The sequence below is a fragment of the Echinicola arenosa genome (assembly GCF_014841125.1).
GTDB lineage: Bacteria > Bacteroidota > Bacteroidia > Cytophagales > Cyclobacteriaceae > Echinicola > Echinicola arenosa.
The window spans coordinates 974,406-999,826 of sequence record NZ_JACYTQ010000001.1 but is presented as its reverse complement, the minus strand read 5'-3'; the positions used below and the strand labels follow the sequence as shown (position 1 = coordinate 999,826).

Annotated in this window: 20 protein-coding genes; 19 read left to right on the top strand and 1 reads right to left on the bottom strand. The window is 40.7% G+C overall.

Annotated elements, in window-relative coordinates:
• The first annotated feature begins 1 nt into the window (after nucleotide 1).
• From nrfD to IFO69_RS03670, 16 genes are all read left to right on the top strand, one after another.
• Nucleotides 2-1,366 carry an NrfD/PsrC family molybdoenzyme membrane anchor subunit gene (gene nrfD, locus IFO69_RS03745; protein WP_192008428.1) on the top strand — a complete coding sequence of 455 codons (1,365 nt, stop codon included), beginning with the start codon at nucleotides 2-4 and terminating at the stop codon, nucleotides 1,364-1,366.
• The gene (locus IFO69_RS03740) at nucleotides 1,366-1,896 is read left to right on the top strand and encodes a DUF3341 domain-containing protein (RefSeq protein WP_192008420.1); all 531 of its coding nucleotides are present in this window, start codon (nucleotides 1,366-1,368) and stop codon (nucleotides 1,894-1,896) included. The genes nrfD and IFO69_RS03740 overlap by 1 nt, the downstream gene beginning before the upstream one ends.
• 14 nt (nucleotides 1,897-1,910) lie before the next feature.
• Entirely contained in the window at nucleotides 1,911-2,537 is a 627-nt protein-coding gene (locus IFO69_RS03735) for a c-type cytochrome (RefSeq protein ID WP_192008416.1), read from the top strand.
• Between the two features lie 2 nt (nucleotides 2,538-2,539).
• Nucleotides 2,540-3,937, top strand: coding sequence for a quinol:cytochrome C oxidoreductase (locus tag IFO69_RS03730; RefSeq protein ID WP_192008414.1), 1,398 nt, complete (start codon nucleotides 2,540-2,542; stop codon nucleotides 3,935-3,937).
• Between the two features lie 21 nt (nucleotides 3,938-3,958).
• Entirely contained in the window at nucleotides 3,959-4,987 is a 1,029-nt protein-coding gene (locus IFO69_RS03725; RefSeq protein ID WP_192008970.1) for a cytochrome c oxidase subunit II, read from the top strand.
• Between the two features lie 27 nt (nucleotides 4,988-5,014).
• Nucleotides 5,015-6,910, top strand: a complete 1,896-nt coding sequence (locus tag IFO69_RS03720; RefSeq protein WP_192008412.1) for a cytochrome c oxidase subunit I — start codon at nucleotides 5,015-5,017, stop codon at nucleotides 6,908-6,910.
• Nucleotides 6,891-7,973, top strand: coding sequence for a COX15/CtaA family protein (locus tag IFO69_RS03715; protein ID WP_192008410.1), 1,083 nt, complete (start codon nucleotides 6,891-6,893; stop codon nucleotides 7,971-7,973). The genes IFO69_RS03720 and IFO69_RS03715 overlap by 20 nt, the downstream gene beginning before the upstream one ends.
• Nucleotides 7,970-8,875 (top strand): heme o synthase, encoded by a 906-nt coding sequence (gene cyoE / locus IFO69_RS03710; protein ID WP_192008408.1) that lies wholly within the window; start codon nucleotides 7,970-7,972, stop codon nucleotides 8,873-8,875. The genes IFO69_RS03715 and cyoE overlap by 4 nt, the downstream gene beginning before the upstream one ends.
• On the top strand, nucleotides 8,875-9,456 hold the full coding sequence (locus tag IFO69_RS03705) for a cytochrome c oxidase subunit 3 (protein ID WP_192008399.1): 582 nt from the start codon (nucleotides 8,875-8,877) through the stop codon (nucleotides 9,454-9,456). Before cyoE ends, IFO69_RS03705 begins: the two co-directional genes overlap by 1 nt.
• Nucleotides 9,457-9,482: 26 nt before the next feature.
• Nucleotides 9,483-10,253 carry a cytochrome c oxidase subunit 3 gene (locus tag IFO69_RS03700; protein ID WP_192008397.1) on the top strand — a complete coding sequence of 257 codons (771 nt, stop codon included), beginning with the start codon at nucleotides 9,483-9,485 and terminating at the stop codon, nucleotides 10,251-10,253.
• 22 nt (nucleotides 10,254-10,275) lie between these two features.
• Nucleotides 10,276-10,605 (top strand): cytochrome C oxidase subunit IV family protein, encoded by a 330-nt coding sequence (locus tag IFO69_RS03695; RefSeq protein WP_192008396.1) that lies wholly within the window; start codon nucleotides 10,276-10,278, stop codon nucleotides 10,603-10,605.
• 77 nt (nucleotides 10,606-10,682) lie between these two features.
• On the top strand, nucleotides 10,683-11,351 hold the full coding sequence (locus IFO69_RS03690) for an SCO family protein (protein WP_192008969.1): 669 nt from the start codon (nucleotides 10,683-10,685) through the stop codon (nucleotides 11,349-11,351).
• Nucleotides 11,338-11,892, top strand: coding sequence for a DUF420 domain-containing protein (locus IFO69_RS03685; protein ID WP_192008394.1), 555 nt, complete (start codon nucleotides 11,338-11,340; stop codon nucleotides 11,890-11,892). Before IFO69_RS03690 ends, IFO69_RS03685 begins: the two co-directional genes overlap by 14 nt.
• Before the next feature lie 31 nt (nucleotides 11,893-11,923).
• On the top strand, nucleotides 11,924-12,172 hold the full coding sequence (locus IFO69_RS03680) for a hypothetical protein (protein WP_192008392.1): 249 nt from the start codon (nucleotides 11,924-11,926) through the stop codon (nucleotides 12,170-12,172).
• 119 nt (nucleotides 12,173-12,291) lie between these two features.
• The gene (locus IFO69_RS03675) at nucleotides 12,292-15,984 is read left to right on the top strand and encodes a sensor histidine kinase (RefSeq protein ID WP_225443968.1); all 3,693 of its coding nucleotides are present in this window, start codon (nucleotides 12,292-12,294) and stop codon (nucleotides 15,982-15,984) included.
• 75 nt (nucleotides 15,985-16,059) lie between these two features.
• Complete coding sequence (locus IFO69_RS03670) at nucleotides 16,060-19,500, top strand: hypothetical protein (protein WP_225443967.1); 3,441 nt, start codon at nucleotides 16,060-16,062, stop codon at nucleotides 19,498-19,500.
• Nucleotides 19,501-19,813: 313 nt separating this feature from the next.
• On the opposite strand, the gene IFO69_RS03665 is transcribed toward IFO69_RS03670, so the two are convergent.
• Nucleotides 19,814-20,269 (bottom strand): DUF4488 domain-containing protein, encoded by a 456-nt coding sequence (locus tag IFO69_RS03665; RefSeq protein ID WP_225443966.1) that lies wholly within the window; start codon nucleotides 20,267-20,269, stop codon nucleotides 19,814-19,816.
• Between the two features lie 663 nt (nucleotides 20,270-20,932).
• Between IFO69_RS03665 and IFO69_RS03660 the strand changes: the two genes are divergently transcribed.
• The 3 genes from IFO69_RS03660 (at nucleotide 20,933) to ispG (ending at nucleotide 25,375) form a co-directional block, all read left to right on the top strand.
• The gene (locus IFO69_RS03660; RefSeq protein ID WP_192008386.1) at nucleotides 20,933-22,069 is read left to right on the top strand and encodes a glycoside hydrolase family 10 protein; all 1,137 of its coding nucleotides are present in this window, start codon (nucleotides 20,933-20,935) and stop codon (nucleotides 22,067-22,069) included.
• Between the two features lie 604 nt (nucleotides 22,070-22,673).
• Nucleotides 22,674-23,378 carry an SDR family oxidoreductase gene (locus IFO69_RS03655; RefSeq protein ID WP_192008384.1) on the top strand — a complete coding sequence of 235 codons (705 nt, stop codon included), beginning with the start codon at nucleotides 22,674-22,676 and terminating at the stop codon, nucleotides 23,376-23,378.
• An 11-nt stretch (nucleotides 23,379-23,389) separates the two neighbouring features.
• Nucleotides 23,390-25,375, top strand: coding sequence for a (E)-4-hydroxy-3-methylbut-2-enyl-diphosphate synthase (gene ispG, locus IFO69_RS03650; protein WP_192008967.1), 1,986 nt, complete (start codon nucleotides 23,390-23,392; stop codon nucleotides 25,373-25,375).
• Nucleotides 25,376-25,421 lie beyond the last annotated feature (46 nt).

The following is a 25,421-nucleotide window of genomic DNA, read 5'->3' as shown; positions in this document are numbered from 1 at the left end:
TATGCAGGTTACTTCATCCGTACGCGAGCCGTTAGTTACGGGCGGTAAAACTTACAAAGACGTTACCCATGACGTTGCCAGACAGGTAGAAGGCAAGCCAACAATTGGCTGGCTTTTGGGTTTGGCCGTATCAATAGGCGTTTTGTTATTGGGATTCATTGCGGTGGCTGCCACTGTTTGGGAAGGTATCGGTATGTGGGGATTGAACAAAACTGTCGGTTGGGCATGGGATATCACCAACTTCGTATGGTGGGTAGGTATCGGTCACGCGGGTACTTTGATTTCCGCCGTACTTTTACTTTTCAGACAAAAATGGAGAACATCTATTAACCGTGCAGCAGAAGCGATGACGATCTTCGCTGTAATCTGTGCAGCGATGTTCCCGGTACTACACATGGGGAGACCTTGGTTAGGAGCTTACTGGGCATTGCCTCTTCCTAACGTCTTTGGTTCTCTTTGGGTTAACTTTAACTCTCCACTCCTTTGGGACGTATTTGCGATCTCTACTTATTTCTCGGTTTCGTTGGTATTCTGGTACATTGGTTTGATCCCGGATTTTGCTACCATCAGAGATAGAGCAACTGGAATCAGAAAGACCATATATGGAGCATTGAGTTTTGGTTGGGATGGTGCTGCAAAAACTTGGATGAGATATGAATCTGTTTCTTTGATCTTGGCAGGTTTGGCCACACCACTTGTACTTTCTGTACACACTATTGTATCCTTTGACTTTGCGACTTCAGTTATCCCCGGATGGCATACCACGATCTTCCCTCCTTACTTTGTGGCGGGAGCGATCTTCTCTGGTTTTGCCATGGTATTGACCTTGATGATCATCACAAGGAAAGTATTTAAACTGGAAGACTATATTACAATGGTACACATCGAGTTGATGAACATTGTAATTATCATAACAGGGTCGATCGTAGGTATCGCTTATATTACGGAATTCTTTATCGCTTGGTATTCTGGAGTAGCTGCTGAACAATATGCCTTTATTAACCGTGCTTTTGGACCATATTGGTGGGCTTACTGGTCAATGATGACTTGTAACGTGATTTCACCTCAACTTTTCTGGTTCAAGAAAATTAGAACCTCCATTGTATTTACTTTTGCACTTTCATTGGTGGTAAACATCGGTATGTGGTTCGAACGATTTGTAATTATTGTAACCTCACTTCACAGGGACTTCTTGCCATCTTCATGGGCCATGTTCTACCCAACTTGGGCAGATGTTGGAGTTTACCTGTTCACCTTTGGTTTATTCTTTACCTTGTTCTTGTTATTTGCCAAGTTCTTCCCGGTAATCAACATGGCTGAGGTGAAATCAGTATTAAAGTCTTCATCTGAAAAAGTAAATAAATAATGGAAAGAGATACGAATTTTATCCTCGGTATTTATGATGATGAGGATGTGTTAAAAGACGCAGTAACCAAGGTGAGGGATAGTGGCGTGAAGATTCACGAAGTATATACCCCTTATCCTGTTCACGGTCTTGAAGATGTGTTGGGATATAGAAGAAGTAGGTTGCCAATCGCTGCCTTTTTGTTCGGAATGCTGGGTACTTGCCTTGCCCTGACCATGCAGTTGTTGATGATGGCTGTTGACTGGCCAATGATCATTGGTGGTAAAGATCACGCTCCGATTCCTGATTTTATCCCTGTAACCTTCGAATTGACCGTACTTTTGGCTTCATTCGGAATGGTGGGTGTTTTCATGATCAGCAGTAACCTTAAGCCATGGGGACAACCAAGAATTTTTGACCTAAGAAGTACAGATGACAAGCATGTGATGGCGATTGATATTGCGAACAATGCCAGTATCGAAGAAGCTAAAATCAAAGAAGTGTTACAGTCTTCAGGAGCTTCAGAAGTGAATAATAAAAGTTTTGAATAGGTAACGTTTAAGATATGAAAATTATTAAGTCCATATATTTAGTTGCGCTTTCTGCTGCTTCATTGGGAGTAGTATCTTGCGGAGCTTCAGGGGAGAACCAGGGGCTGGAATATGCTCCTCAAATGTATCACTCTGTCGCTTATGAACCACTTACCCAAATTCAAAACGAAGAAGCTGGAAGCTGGTTGTCCAATAGAGAAGATGGTAAAGGTGAATTTTACAACAGTAACGTTCACAATCCTCATAACATGAACATGAGAGAACCAGTGCCAAACACGGTTCCTAGAAATCAATATGGAATGCTTCCTTATAGACTGAAAGTAGCAGATCTTACTGGTGCTGACAGTGTTCAAAATCCTATAGAAGTATCAGAGGATGTATTGAAAGAGGGAGAGCATACTTATATGCAATATTGCTTGCCATGCCATGGACCTGCAGGTCAGGGTGATGGTAAAGTAGGCGAAGTAATTGGTGGTGTCGCTAACCTAACAGGTGGTGCTTACATCAACCTTACAGAAGGACACATTTTCCATGTAATTACGCACGGAAAAGGTAGAATGGGAGCTCATGCTTCTCAGATCACTCCGGAAAGAAGATGGAAGATTGTTCACTATGTTAAACAAGTAATTCAGAAACAATAATAATGGCGCACGTTACAAATTTTAACCTGGATCAAAAATTTGACTTCACGGCTGCTCTGAAGAAGTCCATCATGCTGATGGGAGGTATTGGAGCAATCTTGTTAGTCATTGGAATCTTCACTTCTATGGGAGGTGGGGAACACGGACACGAAGCGGCCGGTCATGGAACTGAACATGTAGAAGCTCCTGCTGATCACGGCGATCATGCGGCTGAGGCTGGACATGCAGAGGAAAGTGATCATCATGCTGAAGCTGCTCATGAAGATGAAGGACATGGTGGATACCACTGGTCTAAACGTTTCTTCGCCAATCTTTGGATTAACAATGTGTATTTTGCAGGAATCGCCATTATTGGTGTCTTTTTCTTTGCCATTCAATATGCAGCACAAGCTGGATGGGCTACTGCAATCTTAAGAGTAATGATCTCTTTTGGCAACTGGTTGCCTTTTGCAGCGATTTTGATGATCGTAACGTACTTTATTGCAGGACATGATCTGTTCCACTGGACACATCATGATCTTTTTGTAGAAGGTGGTGCTCATTATGACAAAATCATTGATGGAAAAGGTGGATTCTTTTACTGGCCTTTGGCAAAAGGTAGCTTCCCGATTTTCTGGGTAGCAAGAATGGTAATCTTCTTTGGTTTGTGGATCTTCTTCTTCAACAAATTGAAGAACCTTTCTTTCCAAGAAGATTTGAATGGGGGAACTAGCTATTGGTATAATATTAGAAAATGGTCAGCTATTTTCTTGGTAATCTTCGCCGTTTCTTCTTCTATCAGTGCTTGGGACTGGGTGATGTCAATTGATACACACTGGTTCTCTACACTTTTTGGATGGTATGTATTTGCCTCTTGGTTTGTAGCAGGGCTTTCCTCTATTACTTTGGTGACCATTATGCTGAAAGAGAGAGGTTATTTGGAAATGTTCAATGAAAACCACCTTCACGATTTAGGTAAGTTTGTATTTGGATTCTCCATCTTCTGGACTTATTTGTGGTTCTCTCAGTTCCTATTGATCTATTACGCCAACATTCCTGAGGAATCTGTTTACTTCATCGAAAGATTGAGCAGCGATAAATATGGTGCTTTTATCTTTGTTAACTTGATCATGAACTTCGTATTGCCGTTCTTGGTGTTGATGACTAGAGATGCCAAAAGACACACTATATTCTTAAAGGTAGTTTGTACTTTGATTATCATTGGCCACTGGGTTGACTTCTTCTTGATGGTTCAACCAGGTACCTTAGGACATAACGGTGGGGTTGGTTTCATGGAGATTGGCATGTTTATGTTGTATGGATCAGTGGTTATTATGGTTGTGTTGACAGGTCTTTCTAAGAAAAACCTGATCGCTAAGAACCACCCAATGTTGGAGGAAACTTATCATCATCACATTTAATACGTATCCGAAAAAGATAGAATTATGGGATTTCTTATTGCACTAGGTGTTTTAATATTAGTATCCATCATATGGATGGTGTACAGGATACAATCTTTGGTTTCTGTAGTTAAAGGTTCTGACAAGAAAACTGCTACAGGAAGCAACAAAATCAACGCTGCCTTGTTTATCCTTTTCTTATTGGGTGCTGGTGGTTTGATGTTTTGGTATTCCATCAAAGAATTTGATAATTATACCCTGCCGATTGCCTCTGAGCATGGAGTGGTGACTGATAAGCTGTTTTGGATAACCATGGCCGTTACTGGAGTGGTATTTATCATCACACATATATTGCTTTTCTGGTTCAGCTATACTTACCAATACAAAGAGGATAAAAGAGCTTCTTTTTATCCAGACAACAACAAGTTGGAGATCATTTGGACTTTGGTCCCTGCATTGGTTTTGACTGTTTTAATTGTTTCGGGATGGAAAGCTTGGACGGACATTACTGCTCCTGCGCCTGAAAATGCGCATGTAGTGGAAGTAATGGGATATCAATTTGCTTGGGAATTCAGATACCCTGGGAAGGACAATCAGTTAGGAAGCTATGACTACCGATTGATCAATCCTTCTAACTCTCGTGGTGTGGATTTCACTGACAAGAATTCGTTGGATGATTTTCCTGCGCAGAAAATCGTCATTCCTAAAGGAGAGCCTGTGCTTTTCAAAATCAGATCTAGAGATGTATTGCACTCAGTGTTTGCTCCTCATATGAGATTGAAAATGGATGCTGTTCCTGGGATGCCTACTCGATTTTGGTTTGTTCCTACCAAAACTACTGCTGAAATGAGAGCAGAGCTTAAGGATGAAGAATTCGTTTACGAATTGGCTTGTACTGAAGTATGTGGTGGTGGTCACTTCTCCATGAGAAGAGAGATTGAAGTAGTGGAGCCAGCAGAGTACCAAAAGTGGATGGCTGAGCAACAAACATTTATTGAAATGGACCCTGAATTGATTGCTGACGCTCCTGCTGAGATCAAGGAGTTGGCTCAGATTCAAATCGGTGAATAAGATATAAATTGATATAATAAAATAATTATGGCAGTAGCTAACATATCATCACACGGTACTACGGCACATGATCATCACGATGATCATGCACATAGTGATAATTTTATCACTAAGTATATCTTTAGTACCGACCATAAAATGATCGGTAAGCAGTTTTTGGTTACCGGTATTGTATGGGCACTAATCGGTGGTTTCCTTTCCATCCTGTTTAGGTTACAGTTAGGTTTTCCTGAAATGGATATGACTTTCCTTAAGCCGATTTTAGGTGGATGGATCGACGAAAGCGGAAGATTGGATCAAAACTTTTACTTAGCCTTGGTGACCATGCACGGAACCATCATGGTGTTCTTTGTATTGACAGCTGGTCTGAGTGGTACATTCTCTAATTACTTGATTCCACTTCAGATTGGTGCTAGAGACATGGCTTCTGGATTTATGAACATGCTTTCTTACTGGTTCTTCTTTATGGCTGGTTTGATCATGTTTATTTCCTTGTTTATTTCTACTGGTCCTGCTGGTGGTGGTTGGGTGATATATCCTCCTTTGTCTGCTTTGCAGCAGGCCATTCCAGGTTCAGGTCTAGGAATGACCCTTTGGTTGGTGTCTATGGTGTTCTTTATTGCTTCTCAGTTGTTGGGTGGTATCAACTATATCACTACTGTCATTAACTTGAGAACAAAGGGAATGTCTTTCTCTAGACTTCCTTTGACCATTTGGTCATTCTTCTTGACTGCAGTGATTGGACTATTGTCTTTCCCTGTACTATTTGCTGCGGCATTGTTATTGGTATTTGATAGAAGTTTCGGTACTTCTTTCTACCTATCTGATATTTATATTGGTGGTGAGGCATTGCCAAATACTGGAGGTAGTGCCGTATTATTCCAGCACTTATTCTGGTTCCTAGGTCACCCAGAAGTATACATCGTATTGCTTCCTGCATTAGGAATTACTTCTGAAGTAATTGCAACCAATTCTAGAAAGCCAATCTTCGGTTACAAAGCCATGATCCTTTCCATGTTGGGCATTACTGTATTGTCTTTCGTGGTGTGGGCTCACCATATGTTCGTGTCAGGAATGAACCCATTCTTGGGATCTATCTTTATGTTCTTGACATTGATTATTGCGGTGCCTTCAGCTGTAAAAGTATTTAACTACCTGACTACTCTTTGGAGAGGCAACTTGGTATTTACGCCAGCGATGCTTTTCTCTATCGGTTTGGTGTCTTTCTTTATCTCTGGAGGTCTTACCGGTATTTTCTTGGGTAACTCTGCGGTGGATATTCAGCTTCACGATACATATTTCGTAGTGGCTCACTTCCACTTGGTAATGGGGTCTGCTTCTTTCTTTGGGTTGATGGCAGGTGTGTACCACTGGTTCCCTAAGATGTTTGGAAGAATGATGGATGCCAAATTAGGTTATATCCACTTCTGGTTGACGTTCGTGGGAGTCTATATGGTGTTCTTCCCAATGCACTACATCGGTATTGCGGGATTCCCTAGAAGATACTATAGCTGGACGAACTTTAACTTTGCTGACATGTATACAGACTTGAACATGTTTGTATCCGTAGCAGCGATCATTACTTTCGGTTCTCAGTTTATTTTCTTGTTCAACTTCTTCTACAGCATGTACAGAGGAAGAAGAGCACCTCAAAACCCATGGAAATCCAACACTTTGGAGTGGACTACTCCGGTGGAGCCTGGGCATGGTAACTGGCCTGGAGAAATCCCAACGGTTTACAGATGGCCATATGATTACTCTAAGCCAGGTGCAAAAGATGACTTCATACCTCAAACTGTGCCATTGTCTTCAACTCCAGAGTCTAACTTGCCTCACGAAGCAGAGCAAGTGAAATTGGAGAAAGAAATCATGGCCGAAGAGGGTGGAGATGTCCTTGTAGCTAATGAATCAAAAGACGCTTAAAAATATTAGCAGCTTTCGCAGGGTCAGTTTGATCACTGTGATCGCTGTTTATTTCTTGATTTTGGTCGGAGGGATTGTTCGCAGTTCCGGTTCCGGAATGGGATGCCCAGACTGGCCAAAATGCTTCGGGTGTTGGGTGCCTCCAACGGATGTCAGTCAACTTCCCGAAAATTATCAAGAAGTTTATCTCAACAAAAGGTTAGAGAAAAACGAAAGGTTTGTCAAAATGCTTCATGCCTTGGGCTTCCATGAGAAGGCTGAGGAAATCAAGCATGATAAAGCAATACTTATCGAAGGTGAGTTTAATGCGACAAAGACCTGGATCGAATACTTGAATAGGCTTACCGGAGCGATTATTGGCTTATTGGTGATAGCCACTTTCCTATATTCATGGAAATTGCGAAATGAAGATAAGTTACTGCCTCTTCTTTCTTTCCTGAATTTGGTGTTGGTTATTTTCCAAGGCTGGATTGGTTCCATAGTGGTATCGACCAATCTCCTTCACTGGATGATTACGGTACACATGATTTTGGCTTTATTGATTGTATGTTTATTGCTTTATGTTCACTATAGGGCATACAAACTGAATCATGTTATAAAGCTGAAGACTGATAAGCCTTCTCATTTGTTTGTAGTATTAGTCATTGGTTTTGTACTGATGATGTTACAAGTTGTCTGGGGAACACAGGTAAGAGAGCAGGTGGATATGGTGGCCATGAAATTTGGTAACCTTTTCCGGGCAGAGTGGATTGATCATTTGGGAATAGATTTCCTTATTCACAGATCATTCTCTTTACTCTTATTGGGCATTCACCTTTGGTTTATTTATAAAGTATATAGGCTTTCTTATCGGAAGTCAAGTATATTGAAATGGTCACAAATAATGGTGGTTTTGATCTTTTTTGAAATCATCACAGGAGCTGGAATGGCCTACTTTGGTATTCCAGCCTTCTTGCAGCCTGTCCACTTATTGGTGGGATCCTTGATCATCGGGGTGCAATTTGTGGTCTTATTACAATTGAGAGATCAAAAGAAAGTAGTGTTAAATACATCCAAATCATGAGGACAGTTAATTTATCTGAAGCGTCCTTCATAGAGAGTATAATCATTCGAAGTAAAGCTTATTATGAACTGATTAAGTTCCGGCTTTCTGCTTTGGTTACCTTCTCTGCTGTTTTCGGATTTGTTTTGGGAGACAGTGGCGTAATGTTTTCTTGGGGAAAGTTCTTTGCTTTGATGGTCGGAGGTTTTCTGATCAGTGGAGCTTCTGGAGCTGCCAATGAGATTTTGGAGAGAGATTATGATAAATTGATGAAGAGGACACAAAACAGACCTCTTCCATTGAACATTATCTCTGTCAATGAAGCGTATTGGTTTGCCGTAGTTTTGGCTTTGATAGGGATTAGTGTCTTATGGTTCTTCACCAACCCTCTTACTACAGGTTTGGGCGTGCTGAGCATGATCCTTTATGCTTTTGTTTACACTCCTCTAAAGAGAGTGGGTCCAATAGCTGTATTTGTAGGAGCTATTCCTGGGGCCATGCCTCCGTTGCTGGGATGGACCGCTGCCACTGGAGCCATTACCTATGAGGCCTTGATTATCTTCGGTATTCAATTTATCTGGCAATTCCCACATTTTTGGGCTATTGCTTGGGTAAGTGATGAGGATTATAAAAAAGCTGGATTCAAGTTGCTTCCTTCAGGAGGTAGAAAGGATTTGAATACGGCGATCCAAATTATGATATATACCCTGTTTTTATTGCCTTTGGGTTTATTGCCAAGTTATTTTGGTTTGACAGGTTTGAATTCAGGAATTGTAGCTACCGTTTGCGGATCTTTGTTTTTGGCACAAACTTTTTCTTTAATGAGAGATTGTTCCAGAAAGTCAGCACTGAAAATAATGTTCGGCTCATTCCTGTACCTGCCAATAGTGCAGATTGCTTATTTATTAGATAAAATACCATAATGGAAGAGAAGTTAGCATACATAGAGGAGGCGGAGCAACCTATTGCCATGCACCCGAAGAAGTTTGCCTTGTGGTTATTTATCGTGAGTGTGGTCATGATATTTGCAGCTTTAACCAGTGCATTTATTGTAAGGCAGGGAGAAGGAAATTGGTTAGATTATGATTTGCCTCAAATACTTTGGTTTACCTCAGGTATTATTTTACTGAGCAGTGCCAGTCTGCATTGGGCTTACGTTTCAGCAAAAAATGATCAGCTCACCAATCTCAAAGTGGCTTTGTCCGTCACAACTGTTTTAGGGATAGCGTTCTTGATCGGTCAGTGGTACAGTTGGGTTGCCTTGGTGGAAAGAGATGTTTATTTTGTGGGGAATCCAGCAGGTTCATTTATGTATGTACTGACAGGATTGCACGCAGCGCACTTGATAAGCGGTGTGATATTTCTAATTATTGTATTAATTTCGTCCTTTAGATATAAAATTCATTCCCAGAGGATGAATACCATGGAAATGTGTGCTACTTATTGGCACTTTCTGGGTGGGCTCTGGATCTATCTATTTGTGTTTTTATTATTGAATCATTAAGAATATTAAGTTAAAATCTAGATTATATGTCATCGACTGCAATTGAAATCAACTCCAAGAGAGGAACCTGGGGTGGTGGAAATGAGCCTTTAAAGGCCAGCTACGGAAAGCTCATGATGTGGTTTTTCCTTCTTTCCGACATCTTTACTTTTGCTGCTTTCTTGATCACTTATGGTGCGATCAGAGTAAGTTATCCAGCCTTTGAAGGCCCTGTTCATGATTTTGTCAGTTCTAATGAGTACTGGCCTATTCCAGAAATGATTTTCAATGCCGTGCCATTTCTGCATGGTGTTCATGCTCCCTTGGTATTTGTAGGTATCATGACATTTATCTTGATTATGTCTTCTGTTACGATGGTATTGGCAGTAGAGGCAGGTCATAGAAATGATAGACAGGATGTCGTGAAGTGGATGCTTTGGACCATGCTAGGTGGAATTACTTTCTTGAGCTGTCAGGCTTGGGAATGGTCTCACTTTATCCATGGAACTGATGCAGGTACAATGATGACTTATGTCAATACATTTGGCGAAACCGTGAAAGAAGTAGTTTTCGGGGCTAACTTGCATGTCAATGAATATGGTCCGGCTCCTTTTGCACAGTTGTTCTTCTTCATTACTGGTTTCCACGGATTCCACGTAACCATTGGTGTAGTGCTACTTTTCTTGGCTTTTTATCAGGCAGCTGTAGGTATCTACGAAAGAAGAGGTCACTACGAAATGATTGAAAAAATTGGTCTATACTGGCACTTTGTAGATTTGGTGTGGGTATTTGTATTTACCTTCTACTACCTTGTCTAACTAACAATAATATTCAATAGCTATGTCATTACACGAAAATAACAGTACATTGGAGGTATTGCCTCGCAATAAAGAGAAGATCAAGAAAATATGGAAGACAGCTTTGATCCTTTTGGTGATCACTTCCGTAGAATTCTTGTTGGCTTTTACCATGGAAAGGGGAATGTTATTGTTCGCCATATTCATTGGACTTACCTTGGTGAAAGCAGCCTATATCATGATGGAATTCATGCACTTGAAAGATGAGTCAAAGACCTTGTTTTGGTCTATTATGCTTCCTTTGATCTTTTTGGTTTGGTTGCTAATAGCGCTATCTAAAGAAGGTGCTGACATCTTTATGTATAGATGGTAAAAAATCCATAAAATATTTACAATAAAAGTAGGTTGGAAGGAATGCTTCCAACCTACTTTTTTGTTTGTAGAGGAGATATGAAAGTGGTAAGAGTATTACAGATTATGGTGCTCATCTGTATCTTGATGGTGCCTGTGCTGATTGTGTTGTTTCTTCGGAATTTTGGAGAAAATGAATATGATATTCCTGTACTTTATGAAAAAGGGGTAGAGGATCCTTTTGGGGATTGTAACTTTAATTCTGAAGGGCAGCATTATATTCCAGAGTTTAGTTTTGTAGCTCAGGACAGTAGCGTAGTGGGTAGAGCTGATATGGAAGGTAAAGTGACTGTAGTTGACTTTTTCTTTTCCACCTGTCCTAGCATTTGTCCTGTTATGTCACTGGAAATGGAGAGGGTTCAGGATGCTTTTCGTAACGAAAGTAAGGTGCAGCTTTATTCGATAAGTATAGATCCGGATTACGACACCCCCAAAGTGCTTTCCGAATATGCAGAGCTTCATGCTGCGAGACCTGATAAATGGTTTTTTCTTAATGGTCCCAAACAGGAAGTTTATGATTTGGCCCGTTGTGGCTTTATTTTGCCTACTGTTGATGGAGAAGGTGTAGCAGAAGACTTTGTTCATAGTGATAAATTGGCGCTTATAGACGAGGAAGGAAGGATTAGGGGGTACTATAGTGGCACCAATCGAGAGGATGTGGACTTGCTGATTTTAGAGACTAAAATATTATTACATGGAAAAGAATAGCATTTCATCCCCAAAAGAGGAAAAAGGGGTTTATAGAGTAATTACCATCATATCTATTATAATTCCAGTGGTGGTAGCGATATTGTTATTTATGCCTTCTAAGCTTGATCTGGCCAGTGAATGGGTTTATTTTCTACCACATCTCAATGCAATTATTAACTTTACTGCTAGCTTAGCATTGATTGCTGGGCTGGTCTTTATCAAAAATAAGAAGATCAGTTATCATAGGATTTGCATGACGACAGCTTTTGGCTTAGGGGCTATATTCTTGGTTTCTTATGTGATTTACCATGCATCTGCTGAAAGCACAAGCTTTGGTGGGGAGGGTTTGTTACGAACGGTTTACTTTGTTATTTTGCTCACACATATTGTATTGGCTGCGGTAGCATTGTTTCCTATTCTTTTGGCGTATTATTATGGCACCAAAGGTATGGTGGAGAAGCATCGGAAAATTGTACGGTATGCTTATCCTATTTGGCTCTATGTCACCATTAGTGGGGTGATTGTTTACTTAATGATCAGTCCTTACTATTCACATTAAACTAAAACAAGTATCCAGTCGTTGAATGGTTATGAAATCTTTTATTCATAAAATTTATTTGATTATTCTATTAATAGTTGTGCCGCAGACCTTCAGCTTGGCGCAATGTGCCATGTGCCGGGCCTCTGTGGAAAATAATGTTTCCAATGGAGATACCACAGTGGGAGCCGGTTTGAATATGGGGATTCTTTACTTGTTTGTGGCTCCTTATTTACTGGCTGCGGTAATTGGTTTTTTGTGGTATAGGAATTCACGAAAGAAAAAGGTGGTGCCGGCTTGATAAGTTAATTAAGGAAAGCAAAGTTTGAAATTAGACTTTGCTTTTTTACTTTTAATACTATTGTGAGGTGAAGTATGCTTAAGAAAAGAAGGCTAATAATCATTTTTATTATAATCCTGATGGCAGCAGTGCTGGCATTGAATTTTTTTTCGGGTAGATCTAATTCTAATTTAGATGAACTTGCTATTCAGCAAATAGAAACTAAAATCAGGGATGTAGCTAAAGAGTTTGATGATGATTACATTCAGCTCTTAATGAACAATAGACCTGATAAGCAAGTCTCTTTTTCAACCTTAAATTTCGATTTTAAACATCCCTTTTATTTATATAGTGATGAGGGGAAACTGCTCTATTGGTCTGATAATTCTATGATTCCCGATTTTAAGGATTTTAGAACTGGTGTAAATTATAGGTCTTATCAATTGATCGATAACCAAAAAGGCACTTATTTTTCCAGAGTAAGGACTATCCCTAGGAATGGTCAAAAATACGTAATGGTACAAGTCTATTCGCTTTACGATAAAGTGGAGATAGATAACGAGTACTTACATGCAGGATACAATGATAATGTTTTTGGAAATGACCGCTTTATTTTAGCAAGTGATCCTATAAGTGATTATAAACAGATTCAAGGTAAAGATGGAATATATTATTTCTCCATTTCATTACGCAGTGGATACAAGCCTGTAGGGCATGGCTCCAATACGACCTTGTTATTGTTTTTCTTTTCCTTAACAGGCTTGGTGTTTATCCTAGGTGGTGATTTTGTGATGAAGTTATGGAAGAGAGGAAGGAGAAAGCTGGGGCTTCTGTATGCTTTATTTATCTTGGTGAGCGTAAGGGCAATGATGTTGGTGTTTCATTTTCCTCAGGACTATTTTGAGGTACCACTATTTGATCCATCCTATTACGCTTCTTCCATGCTCAACCCAAGCCTTGGTGATTTGTTATTAAATGTGATGGCTTCTGTTATTATTCTGGCTATGATTATTAGTTTATTGGGCAGAAGAGAAGTGATTGTCGTTTTTGCAAAAGTTAGGAAAAGGTATTATGAATGGTTTTTCTATTTGTTGGCCTATTCGCTTTCAACTGTTTTTTTGTTTTTGTTTTTTAAACTTTTTACCAATATTTCCAATAACTCCCAATGGAATCTAAATATTCTTGATGTTCCTACTTTTGATTATTTCAAAGCCATCAGTATCATAATTTTGTTTTTGGGCGGTGCGGCATATTTACTTTTTACCATCATGTCCATCAATTTGGTTTTTTATCAGGCAAGGGCGAAACGAGCCTATGCGCTGAAAATACTGATACTGTTTTCAATTCCATTCTTGGCTGTTTCAGCCTATTTTGACTTTATCTACCTAGTGGTTTTTCTGGCTCATTTTATACTGCTAGTAGCTATCATCACTTTTGAGCTTTATGACAATGTACTGAAGTTACAGCTGAATACTTTTTTGACATTCTTCTTTGGCTGCCTAATGGGGGCGGTTATCACAGGAGCGGCATCTTATCAGGATTTTAGGAAAAGGGAAATTCACTCCAAAGAAAAAGTGGCCGAACAGGTCATCATGGAAAATGATGCTATGGCCGAATTCCTACTCAGGGATGTGATCGATAGACTGAAAGAAGATCTATTTATTAAAAACAAAATGGTAGATCCATCAAGGTCTAAGGAACCCATTGAACAAAAAATCAGGAAAATCTACATCTCCAATTACTTCGATCAGTATGATTTGAAAGTGATGATTTTTAATGTCAAAGGTGAAAATGTTCTGAACAGGGAAAGTGAAGCGGTGTTGGATGACTATAGGTTTAGGTACATGAACAGTGATTATGCCATCAGTGCTGTTCCAGGCTTATATTTTGTCAAAGGTAATGAGGGGATAGAGGGTAATAAATTTTACACTTTTGTACCGATGTTCAAAAATGGAGATTTCATTGGTACCATATTATTGGAATTGATCCAGAGAAGAATTCAGTCCAATAGTGTCTTTCCCAAACTTTTGATGGACAAGAAGTACATGGACGATATCCAGAGCGAAAGTTTTGACTATGCTGTTTTTAGGGATAATATTCTTCAATTCAGTGTAGGGGCATTTAATTATCGAAGTCCTGTGGTGGTGGGCTTACTGGAAAACGATAACCTTTATACAACCGGTGTTTTTAGGAATGGATATCACCATTTTGGCGTTCGAAACCAGTCAAAAACAATTCTTGTTTCCAGTCCAATTTACCCCTACAATTATATTTTAGCAGATGTTTCCTTCTTTTTCGTCAGCTACATTGCCTGTACGCTCTTCTTTATCATGGCCTATGCCTTGATCACAGGAGTGGGGAAGGTACAGTTCAATTATGCCACCAAACTTCAGTTCTATCTCAATTTTGCTTTTTTTGTTCCCATGTTGGTCATCAGTGCGATTTCAATTGGGCTCTTGAGCAAATCTTATTTGGAGGACTTGCACAGGCAATATTTTGAAAAGGCAGGAATTATCAGGGATAACCTGGCCCAGTATATGGAAGACGAAAACCAGGGAACAATGAACTTGGATGATTTCTTGGCCGAGGTCTATCGACTGGCGAGTACCACTGCAACAGATATTAATGTTTATCTGCCTTCGGGAATGCTTATGGCGACTAATCAGCCCAATATCTTTGAGAAGAAGGTCTTGACAAAGTACCTGAATCCAGAAGCATATGCAGAAGTTTTGGAGGCACAGAACAATAGGATTATTCTAGAGGAGCAAGTGGGAGAGTTGAAATACAAAACTGTTTATCTCGCCCTTAGGGATGTGGAGCGACAAAATATTTCGGGGATTATTGCCATCCCATTCTTTGAATCTGAAGAGGATCTTAATGTCCTGATTGTGGATGTTTTCAGTACGATTATCAATATTTTTGTGGCCATATTTATTGTGTTTTTGATTGTTTCGTTTTTCATGTCCAAGACTTTGACAGATCCATTTAAGCTGCTTACCCAAAAGTTAAAGACAACAAATCTGGAGGACAATGAACCGATGTTTTGGCCGATTAAGGATGAGATTGGCTTGTTGGTGAAAGAATACAATAACATGTTATTTAAGTTGGAAGCGAGTCGGAAAGTATTGGCATTAAATGAAAAGGAATCAGCTTGGAGAGAAATGGCCAAGCAGGTAGCCCATGAGATCAAAAACCCATTGACACCGATGAAACTCACCTTGCAGCATATGTTGAGGTTGCAGGCCGCAGGACGTTTGGATGATCCCGAAAAGCTTAAAAAGCCGATCAACAACATGATTCATCAGGTGGATACGTTGAGTGATATTGCGACCTCTTTTTCGACATTTGCTAAAATGCCACTGCCTAAGAATGAACTGATGGACTTTGAAGTGGTGGTGACAAAAGCGGTGGAGTTGTTCAATAACAATGAAACAGCAGAAGTGAATTTTTATGATCAGGTGAATGCCAATTTGAAAGTGATGGGGGATGACAAGCTTTTTGGACGAGTGATCTCCAATTTGATTATAAATGGCATTCAGGCTGTGGAAGAAGATAAAAAAGCGGTAATTGATGTAGTACTCACAGCAGAAAACGGCTGGACCCGACTGGAGGTAAAAGATAATGGACGAGGTATTCCAGAGGAGTTTAGAGAAAAGATTTTTATTCCAAACTTCAGTACCAAGAGTGAAGGCTCAGGCTTGGGACTGGCCATTGCCAAAAGAGGCGTTGAAACAGCGGGTGGCAATATCTGGTTTGAGACAGAATTGGACAAGGGTACTTCTTTCTTTTTGGCCTTTCCACTTGCCAATGTGCCATCTCATTCGTCTTCTTAAAGAGCTATTTCTGAAGGAATGAGTGTTTGGTGTAGAAATAGAAGCATAACTTTTTTAGCAATACTTTATGGGTTGATGCTTGGTCTTGTGCTACCTGGAAAAGCGCAGGATAGGGTATGCAAATGGGTACCCACAAAAGGCGCTCAGGATTCCTTGGTTTTTCAACTTGATTCATTGACTGCACTGGAAAGCTCTATCATTGTTTATTTTTCCAACGAAGAAGCAATTACCTGGGATTATAATTCTACCACAGGGCATTTGACCATAAGAAATAAGGAGGCTTTCCCCGATTCATTGGAAGTTTGTTATCAGCGTTTTCCTTTTAGCTTTCATCAAACATTTGCAAAGAGAACCTTGGAGGAGGACTATGATTCCATGGCCTATTTCAAGTCCAAAAAGGAAATACAAGCGGAGGTTTTTGATTTTAGAGAAGAGATTTTTCCAGATACCAAACTGAATAAATCCGGAAGTCTTACCCGGGGAATTTCCTTCGGGAACACCCAAAATGTCTTTGTGAATTCTTCTTTGAATTTACAGATGGATGGTGAGCTGACTGATGATTTATTTATTAGGGCGAGTATCACCGACCAGAATGTCCCTTTCCAGCCGGAAGGAAATACCCAGCAGATCCAGGATTTTGACAATGTGTTGGTGGAGTTATATAATGATAATTTCAGTCTAAAAGCAGGAGATGTCGTTTTTCAGCAACGGGAGTCTTCATTTTTGCGGTATTATAAGAATGTTCAGGGACTTCAGTTTACGTCTGATTACCAAGTTAATGATACTTGGAAAGCATCCACACAAGTAGGGGCATCCATCGCCAAGGGGAAATTTAGCTCAGTCATCATGGAAGTGCAGGAAGGTGTTTTGGGGCCTTACAGGGTGCCTGGGCCTGAAAATGAACGCTATGTGATCATAATGGCCAACTCGGAAAAAGTCTTTCTGGACGGCAAGCAGCTTCAGCGGGGATTTAACCAAGACTATGTCATTGATTATAACCAAGGTCAAATCACCTTTACTGCCAATGTGCTCATTACCCAATATTCCAGGGTAAGGGTGGACTATGAATATGCGGAGCGGAATTTTACCCGATCCATCATTACAGCCAACCACATTCAGAAAAGTGATAAAGCCAGCTTTTATGTCAACTATTACAAAGAGCAGGATAACCGGAACCGCCCCCTTTTTTATGATTTTTCTGATAAGGACAAACAGCTTTTGGCATCAGTGGGTGACAATGTCAATGCTGCAGCTATACCCAGAGTGGATAGTGTGGCCTTTGACCCAAAGAGAATTCTGTATAGAAAAGTAGCAACAATGGATTTGCAAGGAAAGCCAGTGACTTATTATGAGTATTCGACTGATAAGGAAGAAGCCCACTTCAATGTAACTTTTACGGAAGTAGGGGAGGGAAATGGCAATTACAGGCGGAAAGAACAGTTGGCCAATGGCTTTGTATATGAATATATTCCTCCTTTAGATGATCAACTGCAGGGTAATTACACCTTATATTCGATTTTGCCAGCTCCCAATAAGAAACAGATGATGACCATGGGGGGAGAGGTGATACTGGGAGAGTATGAAAAGGCATATGGAGAAGCAGCCTTTTCCAATCAGGACCAAAACCTATTTTCTGATCTGGGCAATGAGGATGATAAGGGCTTTGGAGTGAAGACTGGTTTGGTGTCAACAGGAAGAAAAGTGAATGGATTGGAAGGATACCAATTGAAAGCAGCGACGGAATTGGAGTACAACTCCATGGATTTTCGGTTCATTGACCGTTTACGATATATTGAGTTTGACAGGGATTGGGGCTTGATGCAGGCAGATTTAGATACCCCTGCCAGTGAAAAGCTGGTGATGGCAAATATCGGTATGTCCAAAGACGCGGCCAATGAATTTTCCTATCAAGTCAATTTCAGAAACAGGGGAGATCAGCTACAAGGGACCCAACAAAGGGCAAGGTATTACCAGCAGTTGGGCAATAGGGTTTTTACCGGGCAGAACTTGTTTCTGCTGAATAGTGACCTACCCGAAACCGAATCGGATTGGCTACGATATGATGCAGAGGTTTTTTATAAGTCAAAAGTTTTGGTACCAGGCTATCAGTTTAATGTAGATAGAAATCAGATTAGAGATACCGAGCAGGATTCCGTGATCAGCAGTGCCATGAATTACCTTTCCCATCAATTTTATATTAAGTCCAATGATACTCTACCTTATAGTTTTTTTGCGGATGTCAGCTGGCGGGAAGACCGATTTCCAATAGCTGGCGAAATGCTTCCGGACACTAAGGCCTTTACCACCAACTATGGACTGCAACACCGGTTTGGTCAACATGATGTGAAAGGAACATTTACCTACCGTAAGCTCGAGCACCTGAGAGAAGGCTTGGGGAATGAAAGCACAGTGATGGGACGATTGGATTACCAAAGCGCTTTATGGGACAATAACTTCAGGAATGAGCTTAGCTATGCCATTGGCAATGGACGGGAGCTGAAAAGGGAGTTTGTCTACTTACCCGTTCCCACAGGAGAAGGGACTCACACTTGGCGTGATGACAATGAGGATGGAGTGCAGCAGCTCAATGAATTCTACCTGGCCATAAACCCAGAAGAGAAAAACTATATCAAAGTATTTACCCCAACTGATGAGTATATCCAAGCCTACACCACTTTGTTCAATTATCGCCTTAATGTCCGTTTTCCGGATCAGTGGGGAGAAGAGGCTGGTCTAAAACGGGGACTGTATAAATTCTCCAACACAACCAGTTGGAACGTGGAGAAGAAAATTACTTCCACTGGTTTTTGGGATCGGGTGAGCCCCTTTTCGACTGGAATTGCCGAGGATGACCTGGTTTCTCTGAGGCATGTGTTTCGGTCAACATTGTTTTTTAATCGTACTTCAGCACTTTATGGTTTTGATTTGGGTTTCTTCCAAAGCAGGAACAAACAGTTACTTACTGGGGGCTTTGAGGAAGCCCAACAAGAAGACTGGCGGTTAAATACACGGATGAATTTCAATAAAAGCATCAACCTGAGAATGGTCTTTACCAATGGAGAACGAGTGGCTGCCTCGAATTATTTGGACAACCGTAATTATCATGTCAACCAGTATGGCTTTGGCCCGGAGATTACTTGGCAGCCTTCTACTTTTTTTAGAGCGACCACCAATTATCGCTATACCCATAAACTCAATATCCAGAATGAGGAATATGATGAAGTAGCAGGCCTCCATGAATTGGCTGCTGAGCTGCGCTATGCCAGGGCCATCAAGACCACCATCAATGCCTTACTCAAATACACCCAAATCGATTATAACGGACAGGCCAATTCGCCAGTGGGCTATGAGATGCTTGAGGCGCTGACCAATGGGAGCAATGTAAGCTGGAGTGTCAATTGGGTCCAAAAGATAGGCGAAGGGCTTCAGTTGAACATGACTTATGAAGGTAGGGATTCTGAAGGATTGAACCGCTTGGTACATACCGGGAGAATGCAGGTTTCAGCTTTGTTTTGATGATGGTTAAAAGTTTTGAATTAAACTACGGTAAGTTTAAAATTGACCAAGTGAAAACAAGTTTCTAGCAATTGATAAATAGGGGGCAAAGAGGTGAAGTTGACGGTAAAAAAATTAAGTACTTTTTATATTATCGTTCACTTTAATTCGATTTGAGATGAGTATAGGGTTGGTTATCTGTTTATTATAAATTTTTGTTCATCTTTTTTATCTGTGTTTAACAATAAAGGTAAGAATATTCGAATCCAAATATTCTTGCAAGAAAACTTTAAGCCTGAATTATAAACTAAAGTGTGACGAGGTTTTGTTTTGGCTATAGTGTTGTTGTTTGTCCACGTTTATTGAGTGGCTTGTCTTTGTTTTGTAATGGGGAGGTTAAGGCTAGTCGACTCCATCTTTCAGCGACCCAGTTTTGGTTGTCAACTTGCCACTTGATAAGAATGTTGTTTTTATCAATCATCTCATAGCGTAAAGAACTGTTTTTGTCATTCATGTTAGGACTTAATATATGCTTGATGATATGTTCTGTCAAAGTACTGTCTGAAGTAATGTTATAAGTTCCATATTGTCCTATGGTAGTTTCTTGAGGAGTATTATCCTTTTCCCATGCTACGAAAGTATAATAGGTATTGTCAGGGTTATACACTTTGTAATTTCCTGATGTGACATTTATGATTTCACCAGTAAAACGGTTCATCATTCCAGTTTGTCTCCATATTCCAACAAGGGATTCAGAGGCTGGTACGTGAGTTTGCGCGACAAGAGGCATCGAAATTATTAAAGCAATTAATAAGATAAATGGTATTTTCATAAAGGTATTGGTTGTAAAAATTATTGATTATTGAGTTAAAATTGAATTTATAATGAAATTTAAGTCTCAAAAGATGTTACATCATTCACTTATGGAATAATACAAAATGTATATCCGCAATTGCACCAGTAAAGATTAAAAGCGAGTCGAAATGTTCGTTTTGATTAAAATATCAACTGCTTCGGTCTTCAGGCTTCAAACTTCTTACCACTTAAAGCAAAGGATTTAAGGTTACTGGCATCATTGCGGATAATCAGATAATACAATTGCTTTGAGCAAAAACAGTTTACTCAGGTGCAAAAAATCTTGAAGCTGAGCTGTCCGACCAATTAAAGTAAGTTAACGTAATCATTTCTAATATTGTTTTGGGATATACAATAAGTTTAGTTGGGGTATTTAGGGATGGTCAGTGTCTCTTTTCTCAAGGAGATTTGCTTAAACTGAAACCCAGTTTAATTCTGACAAGTTAATATGTGCTTGAAAACCATTAGTGAAAAAAATAGATAAAGATGGTTATTGATGGTAAAATATTTTAATTTTAATGTATACTGTACGATTTGGTTGATTTAACCAACTTTACCCATTTTGTAAAAAAAACAACCCTATTTCTAATTAGAACCTATGAAAAAAATACTACTGGTATTGATGACTTTGGGTGTCGCCATGAGTTGCTCCAGCCCAAAAGAGAAGACAGAAGCACAAGCAGAAGCTACAGCGCCTACCAAAATTCCGGTACATGCTTGGCTAGGAGGCTACAATGACAAGCCTGAGGCAGAGATCAAGGAAAAATTTCAAGAATTCAAAGACCATGGCATCGATGCCTTGATGTATAATGGTGGTCATGATCTGGCCAGTTATAAAAAGGTAGGAAAGATAGCCAAGGAAGTGGGCCTGGGCTTTCATGCATGGATCCCTACCATGGTGCAGCGCAAAACCGAAGAGATCGATGCGGACTGGTATGCAGTCAATGGTTTGGGAGAGTCTGCCTTGGAGAAGCCTGCCTATGTGCCTCACTATACCTTTTTGTGCCCTAGTAAGGATGGTACCTATAACTTCCTGGAAAACATGTACAGTCAAGTGGCAGATGTGGAAGAGGTGGATGCCATTCACTTGGATTATATCCGTTTTCCTGATGTGATCTTGGCGCGTGGCTTATGGGACAAATATGGTTTGACCATGGACAGAGAGTATCCTCAGTTTGATTATTGCTACTGTGATGAGTGTACAGGAGACTTTAAAGAAAAGACTGGTATAGATATCAAAGCTGCCGAAGATCCTTCTCAAGTGGAGGAGTGGAAGCAATTCAGGTATGATTTGATCAGCAGCATTGTGAACAGGCTCTCTGATATGGTGCATGAGCATGGCAAGGAAATCAATGCAGCGGTATTTCCTGGGCCTTCAGACGCCAAGAAAATGGTGCGTCAGGAATGGAATACTTGGAAGCTTGATGCGGTATTTCCGATGAACTATAATGATTTTTATTTAGAAGGAACCGATTGGATCGGATCCATTACCAAAGAAGAAGTGGATGCCGTTGAGGGTAAATTCCCAGTCTACAGTGGATTGTTTATTTGTCCAAATCCTGAGAAAAAAGCGGAGATTGCAGATCCGGAAGGACACGGCCTAATTCCTAGTGAAATGGGGGCTGCAATTAGAAATTCAATGGCCAGTGGTGCGAAAGGAATTTGCCTATTTACTCCAGGAAGAATGACCCCTGAACATTGGGTGGAGTTTGAAAAGGCGATATATAAGAAATAAAAACCATACTTTTCTAAAGATTTAAGCCCTTGCTCACAGCGAGGGCTTTTTTTTAATTTTTCTAAAAACTGTATTAGGTTTGGCTTCATAATTTCCTTGATGGAAGACCATGTATTTTTGGTTTTTAATGCGGACTTGTCCTGACAGACCCCAGGGCTTTCCCTTACTTCCCTTCCCATTATGCTTACTGTAGAATTACCATAGCTTTGATGGAAATCAGAATAATCTTCGGATCACTCAGGGATCACCTTCGGATCTCCTTCGGATCAAGCTCGGATACTACCGAGTGAAATCCGAAGATAATTTGGGTAAGTACCCTGTTTGATCAGTGGGTGTTGGAAGGAAAGGAGTGATTTGACTCTAGATAATTGCTAGGATGATAGAAGGCTGTGGTGTGTCTATGTCAGCAAAATCCGGGAGTTTCAGTTAGCTGAGAAAGCGTAAGGAAATGGAGAGATCTAGGCGAGAAAATCTAGAGGCTTTAGAAACAGAAACGAATGATCTAGATAATAGCGATTCTTTTAAAAAAATGTAACTTTGTGAACAGTAAATAGTTGTTATACTAACTATTGAGAAAGCAAATAAATTAAAAAAACACCATATTATGCCCCAAAGCATTTTAGTGACAGGAGGAACCAAAGGGATTGGCAGAGAGATTATTAGAAGATTTGCCCAAGAAGGTTTTGATATTTTTACCTGTTCCAGACACCAAAAGGATCTTGATCAGCTTCAGGATGATATGAAGAAAGAATTTCCTGATATTAACCTATATACCAAGCAGGCTGATCTATCCATAAAGGAGGAAGTTTTGTCTCTGGCCACAGCGGTAAGGGAAAAGTTTATTCCTGATGTGCTGATCAATAATACGGGGGTGTTTTTGCCTGGGGCTATCCATGATGAACCGGATGGTAATTTTGAATTAATGATGCAGACCAACCTGTATAGTGCCTACTACCTGACCCGGGAATTTACCGGTGCCATGATCGAACGGAAATCCGGGCATATTTTCTCTATGGGCTCTATTGCGGGCTTGACTGCTTATGCCAATGGCGGAAGCTATGCCATCTCCAAATGGGCCATGCTGGGGATGACAAAGTGCCTGCGCCAGGAGCTCTTGCCCTATGGGATCAAGGTCACTTCTGTAATGCCAGGAGCTACCCTTACTGCCAGTTGGGAAGGGGTGGATATCCCAGAGGAAAGGTTTATGAAAGCCAGTGATGTGGCGGAATCAGTTTGGGGGGCTTATAACCTTTCTCCCCAATCTGTTGTTGAAGAGATAGTGATAAGGCCTCAACTTGGGGACCTGTAAATATAGAAATGATGGAAGTCAAAGAGACCATAGCAAATACCAAGTATTGTAACAGCCTGACCAGTTACTCCAGAAGAAAGACGATTCCGGTAAAAATCGGCAATGTGTGGGTAGGAGGCGATAACCCGATCGTGGTTCAGTCGATGACCACCAAGGATACCATGGACACGGAAGGCTCGATAGCAGAGTGTATCCGCATGATCCAAAGTGGCTGTGAGCTGATCCGCATCACGGCGCCGAGTATCAAGGAAGCGGAGAACTTACGGAATATCAAGGATGGTTTGGCAAAGAAAGGTTACTATGTGCCTTTGGTGGCAGACATTCACTTTACGCCCAATGCAGCAGAAATTGCTGCTGGAATTGTGGAGAAAGTAAGGATCAATCCCGGCAATTATGCGGACAAAAAGAAGTTTGAGGTCATCGAATATACGGATGAGAGTTATCAGGAAGAATTAGAAAGAATCCGTGAACGCTTTTTGCCTTTGATAAAGATTTGTAAGGAGCATGGTACCGCCATGAGGATTGGTACTAATCACGGTTCTTTGTCTGATAGGATTATGAGCCGCTATGGGGATACACCGTTGGGTATGGTGGAATCTGCTTTGGAATTTCTGAGAATCTGTGAGGAGGAAAATTACCATGATATCGTTATTTCCATGAAGTCTTCCAATACTCAGGTGATGGTGCAGGCCTACCGTTTATTGGTACAAAAGCTGGATGAAGGTGGCTTTAAACCCTATCCTTTACACCTCGGTGTGACTGAAGCGGGAGATGGTGAAGATGGCCGGGTCAAATCAGCTGTGGGTATAGGGACCTTACTGGAAGACGGCTTGGGTGATACGGTGAGAGTTTCTTTGACTGAAGATCCGGAATTTGAGGCACCAGTAGCCAGGGCTTTGATCGATCGATATTCCAAAAGGCCTGGTCATGCGGATATCAAAGCAATAGAGGATTATCCACTTAACCCATTTGAATATAACAAAAGACATAGCTTAGAGGTCTATAATTTTGGTGGTGCCAATGTGCCAAGGGTGATCACAGACATTTCCAAAGTGGAAAATATCACCAAAAAGGAATTGAAGCATGTTGGGCACTTCTATTTGCCTGAGCTGGACAAATGGAAGATGAATGATCAGGGATGTGATTTTGTCTATTCAGGGAGCAACCCGATTTCCTTTATGTTGCCTAATGGCCTTAAGGAAATTGTGGATTGGAAGTTTTGGATGGAGTTATCGGACCAAAACAATAAGTTTCCAGCTTTCACTTTGGAAGAGTTTTTAGCGACAAAAAACTACCACTCAGAACTGAATATCCTAAAGTTAAAAGATGTAGAAGTAATGGAGGCCATCGGAGCTTTGGAAGGTAGAAAGGATGTGGTGATCATCTTGCATAGTGACAACAAGCACAATATGCCTGCTTTAAGAAGAGCTTATATCGCTTTGATCAATGCTGGTATCCAACTGCCCATCGTCACGGAAGCAGGATACATGGAGCAGGATGCAGACCAAACCATGCTTTATGCAGCGACAGACTTGGGAGGTTTATTGATTGATGGCTTGGGTGATGGTGTGATGTTGGGATTGGAGGAAAAGGAGCAAGAAGATAGAAAGGCCATGTTAGAGACGGTCAAACTTCATAATTCTGTCAGCTTTGGCGTCTTACAGGCAGCCAGGACCAGGATGTCTAAGACGGAATATATTTCCTGTCCTTCTTGTGGTAGAACCCTCTTTGACCTGCAAGAAACTACGGCCATGATCAGAAAGCGTACCGATCATTTGAAAGGGGTGAAGATTGGGATTATGGGTTGCATCGTCAATGGCCCTGGGGAAATGGCAGATGCCGATTATGGTTATGTGGGCTCTGGGAAAGGAAAAATAACCCTTTACAAAGGTAAAGAGGTGGTGAAGCGGTCTGTTCCTTCAGAAAATGCCGTAGACGAACTGATCAACATTATCCGTGAAGGTGGTCAGTGGATCGAACCAGAAGCGGTGGAGTAGTTGTTAGAAAGTAGAATCAGAGTACCAGACATTAGATTTGAACAGT

Bases quoted from the DNA above. Each gene is read 5' to 3' on its own strand.
- nrfD (WP_192008428.1), top strand. From the start codon at position 2: ATGCAGGTTACTTCATCCGTACGCGAGCCGTTAGTTACGGGCGGTAAA.
- IFO69_RS03740 (WP_192008420.1), top strand. From the start codon at position 1,366: ATGGAAAGAGATACGAATTTTATCCTCGGTATTTATGATGATGAGGAT.
- IFO69_RS03735 (WP_192008416.1), top strand. From the start codon at position 1,911: ATGAAAATTATTAAGTCCATATATTTAGTTGCGCTTTCTGCTGCTTCA.
- IFO69_RS03730 (WP_192008414.1), top strand. From the start codon at position 2,540: ATGGCGCACGTTACAAATTTTAACCTGGATCAAAAATTTGACTTCACG.
- IFO69_RS03720 (WP_192008412.1), top strand. From the start codon at position 5,015: ATGGCAGTAGCTAACATATCATCACACGGTACTACGGCACATGATCAT.
- IFO69_RS03715 (WP_192008410.1), top strand. From the start codon at position 6,891: ATGAATCAAAAGACGCTTAAAAATATTAGCAGCTTTCGCAGGGTCAGT.
- cyoE (WP_192008408.1), top strand. From the start codon at position 7,970: ATGAGGACAGTTAATTTATCTGAAGCGTCCTTCATAGAGAGTATAATC.
- IFO69_RS03705 (WP_192008399.1), top strand. From the start codon at position 8,875: ATGGAAGAGAAGTTAGCATACATAGAGGAGGCGGAGCAACCTATTGCC.
- IFO69_RS03700 (WP_192008397.1), top strand. From the start codon at position 9,483: ATGTCATCGACTGCAATTGAAATCAACTCCAAGAGAGGAACCTGGGGT.
- IFO69_RS03695 (WP_192008396.1), top strand. From the start codon at position 10,276: ATGTCATTACACGAAAATAACAGTACATTGGAGGTATTGCCTCGCAAT.
- IFO69_RS03690 (WP_192008969.1), top strand. From the start codon at position 10,683: ATGAAAGTGGTAAGAGTATTACAGATTATGGTGCTCATCTGTATCTTG.
- IFO69_RS03685 (WP_192008394.1), top strand. From the start codon at position 11,338: ATGGAAAAGAATAGCATTTCATCCCCAAAAGAGGAAAAAGGGGTTTAT.
- IFO69_RS03680 (WP_192008392.1), top strand. From the start codon at position 11,924: ATGAAATCTTTTATTCATAAAATTTATTTGATTATTCTATTAATAGTT.
- IFO69_RS03675 (WP_225443968.1), top strand. From the start codon at position 12,292: ATGGCAGCAGTGCTGGCATTGAATTTTTTTTCGGGTAGATCTAATTCT.
- IFO69_RS03670 (WP_225443967.1), top strand. From the start codon at position 16,060: ATGCTTGGTCTTGTGCTACCTGGAAAAGCGCAGGATAGGGTATGCAAA.
- IFO69_RS03665 (WP_225443966.1), bottom strand. From the start codon at position 20,269: ATGCCTCTTGTCGCGCAAACTCACGTACCAGCCTCTGAATCCCTTGTT.
- IFO69_RS03660 (WP_192008386.1), top strand. From the start codon at position 20,933: ATGAAAAAAATACTACTGGTATTGATGACTTTGGGTGTCGCCATGAGT.
- IFO69_RS03655 (WP_192008384.1), top strand. From the start codon at position 22,674: ATGCCCCAAAGCATTTTAGTGACAGGAGGAACCAAAGGGATTGGCAGA.
- ispG (WP_192008967.1), top strand. From the start codon at position 23,390: ATGGAAGTCAAAGAGACCATAGCAAATACCAAGTATTGTAACAGCCTG.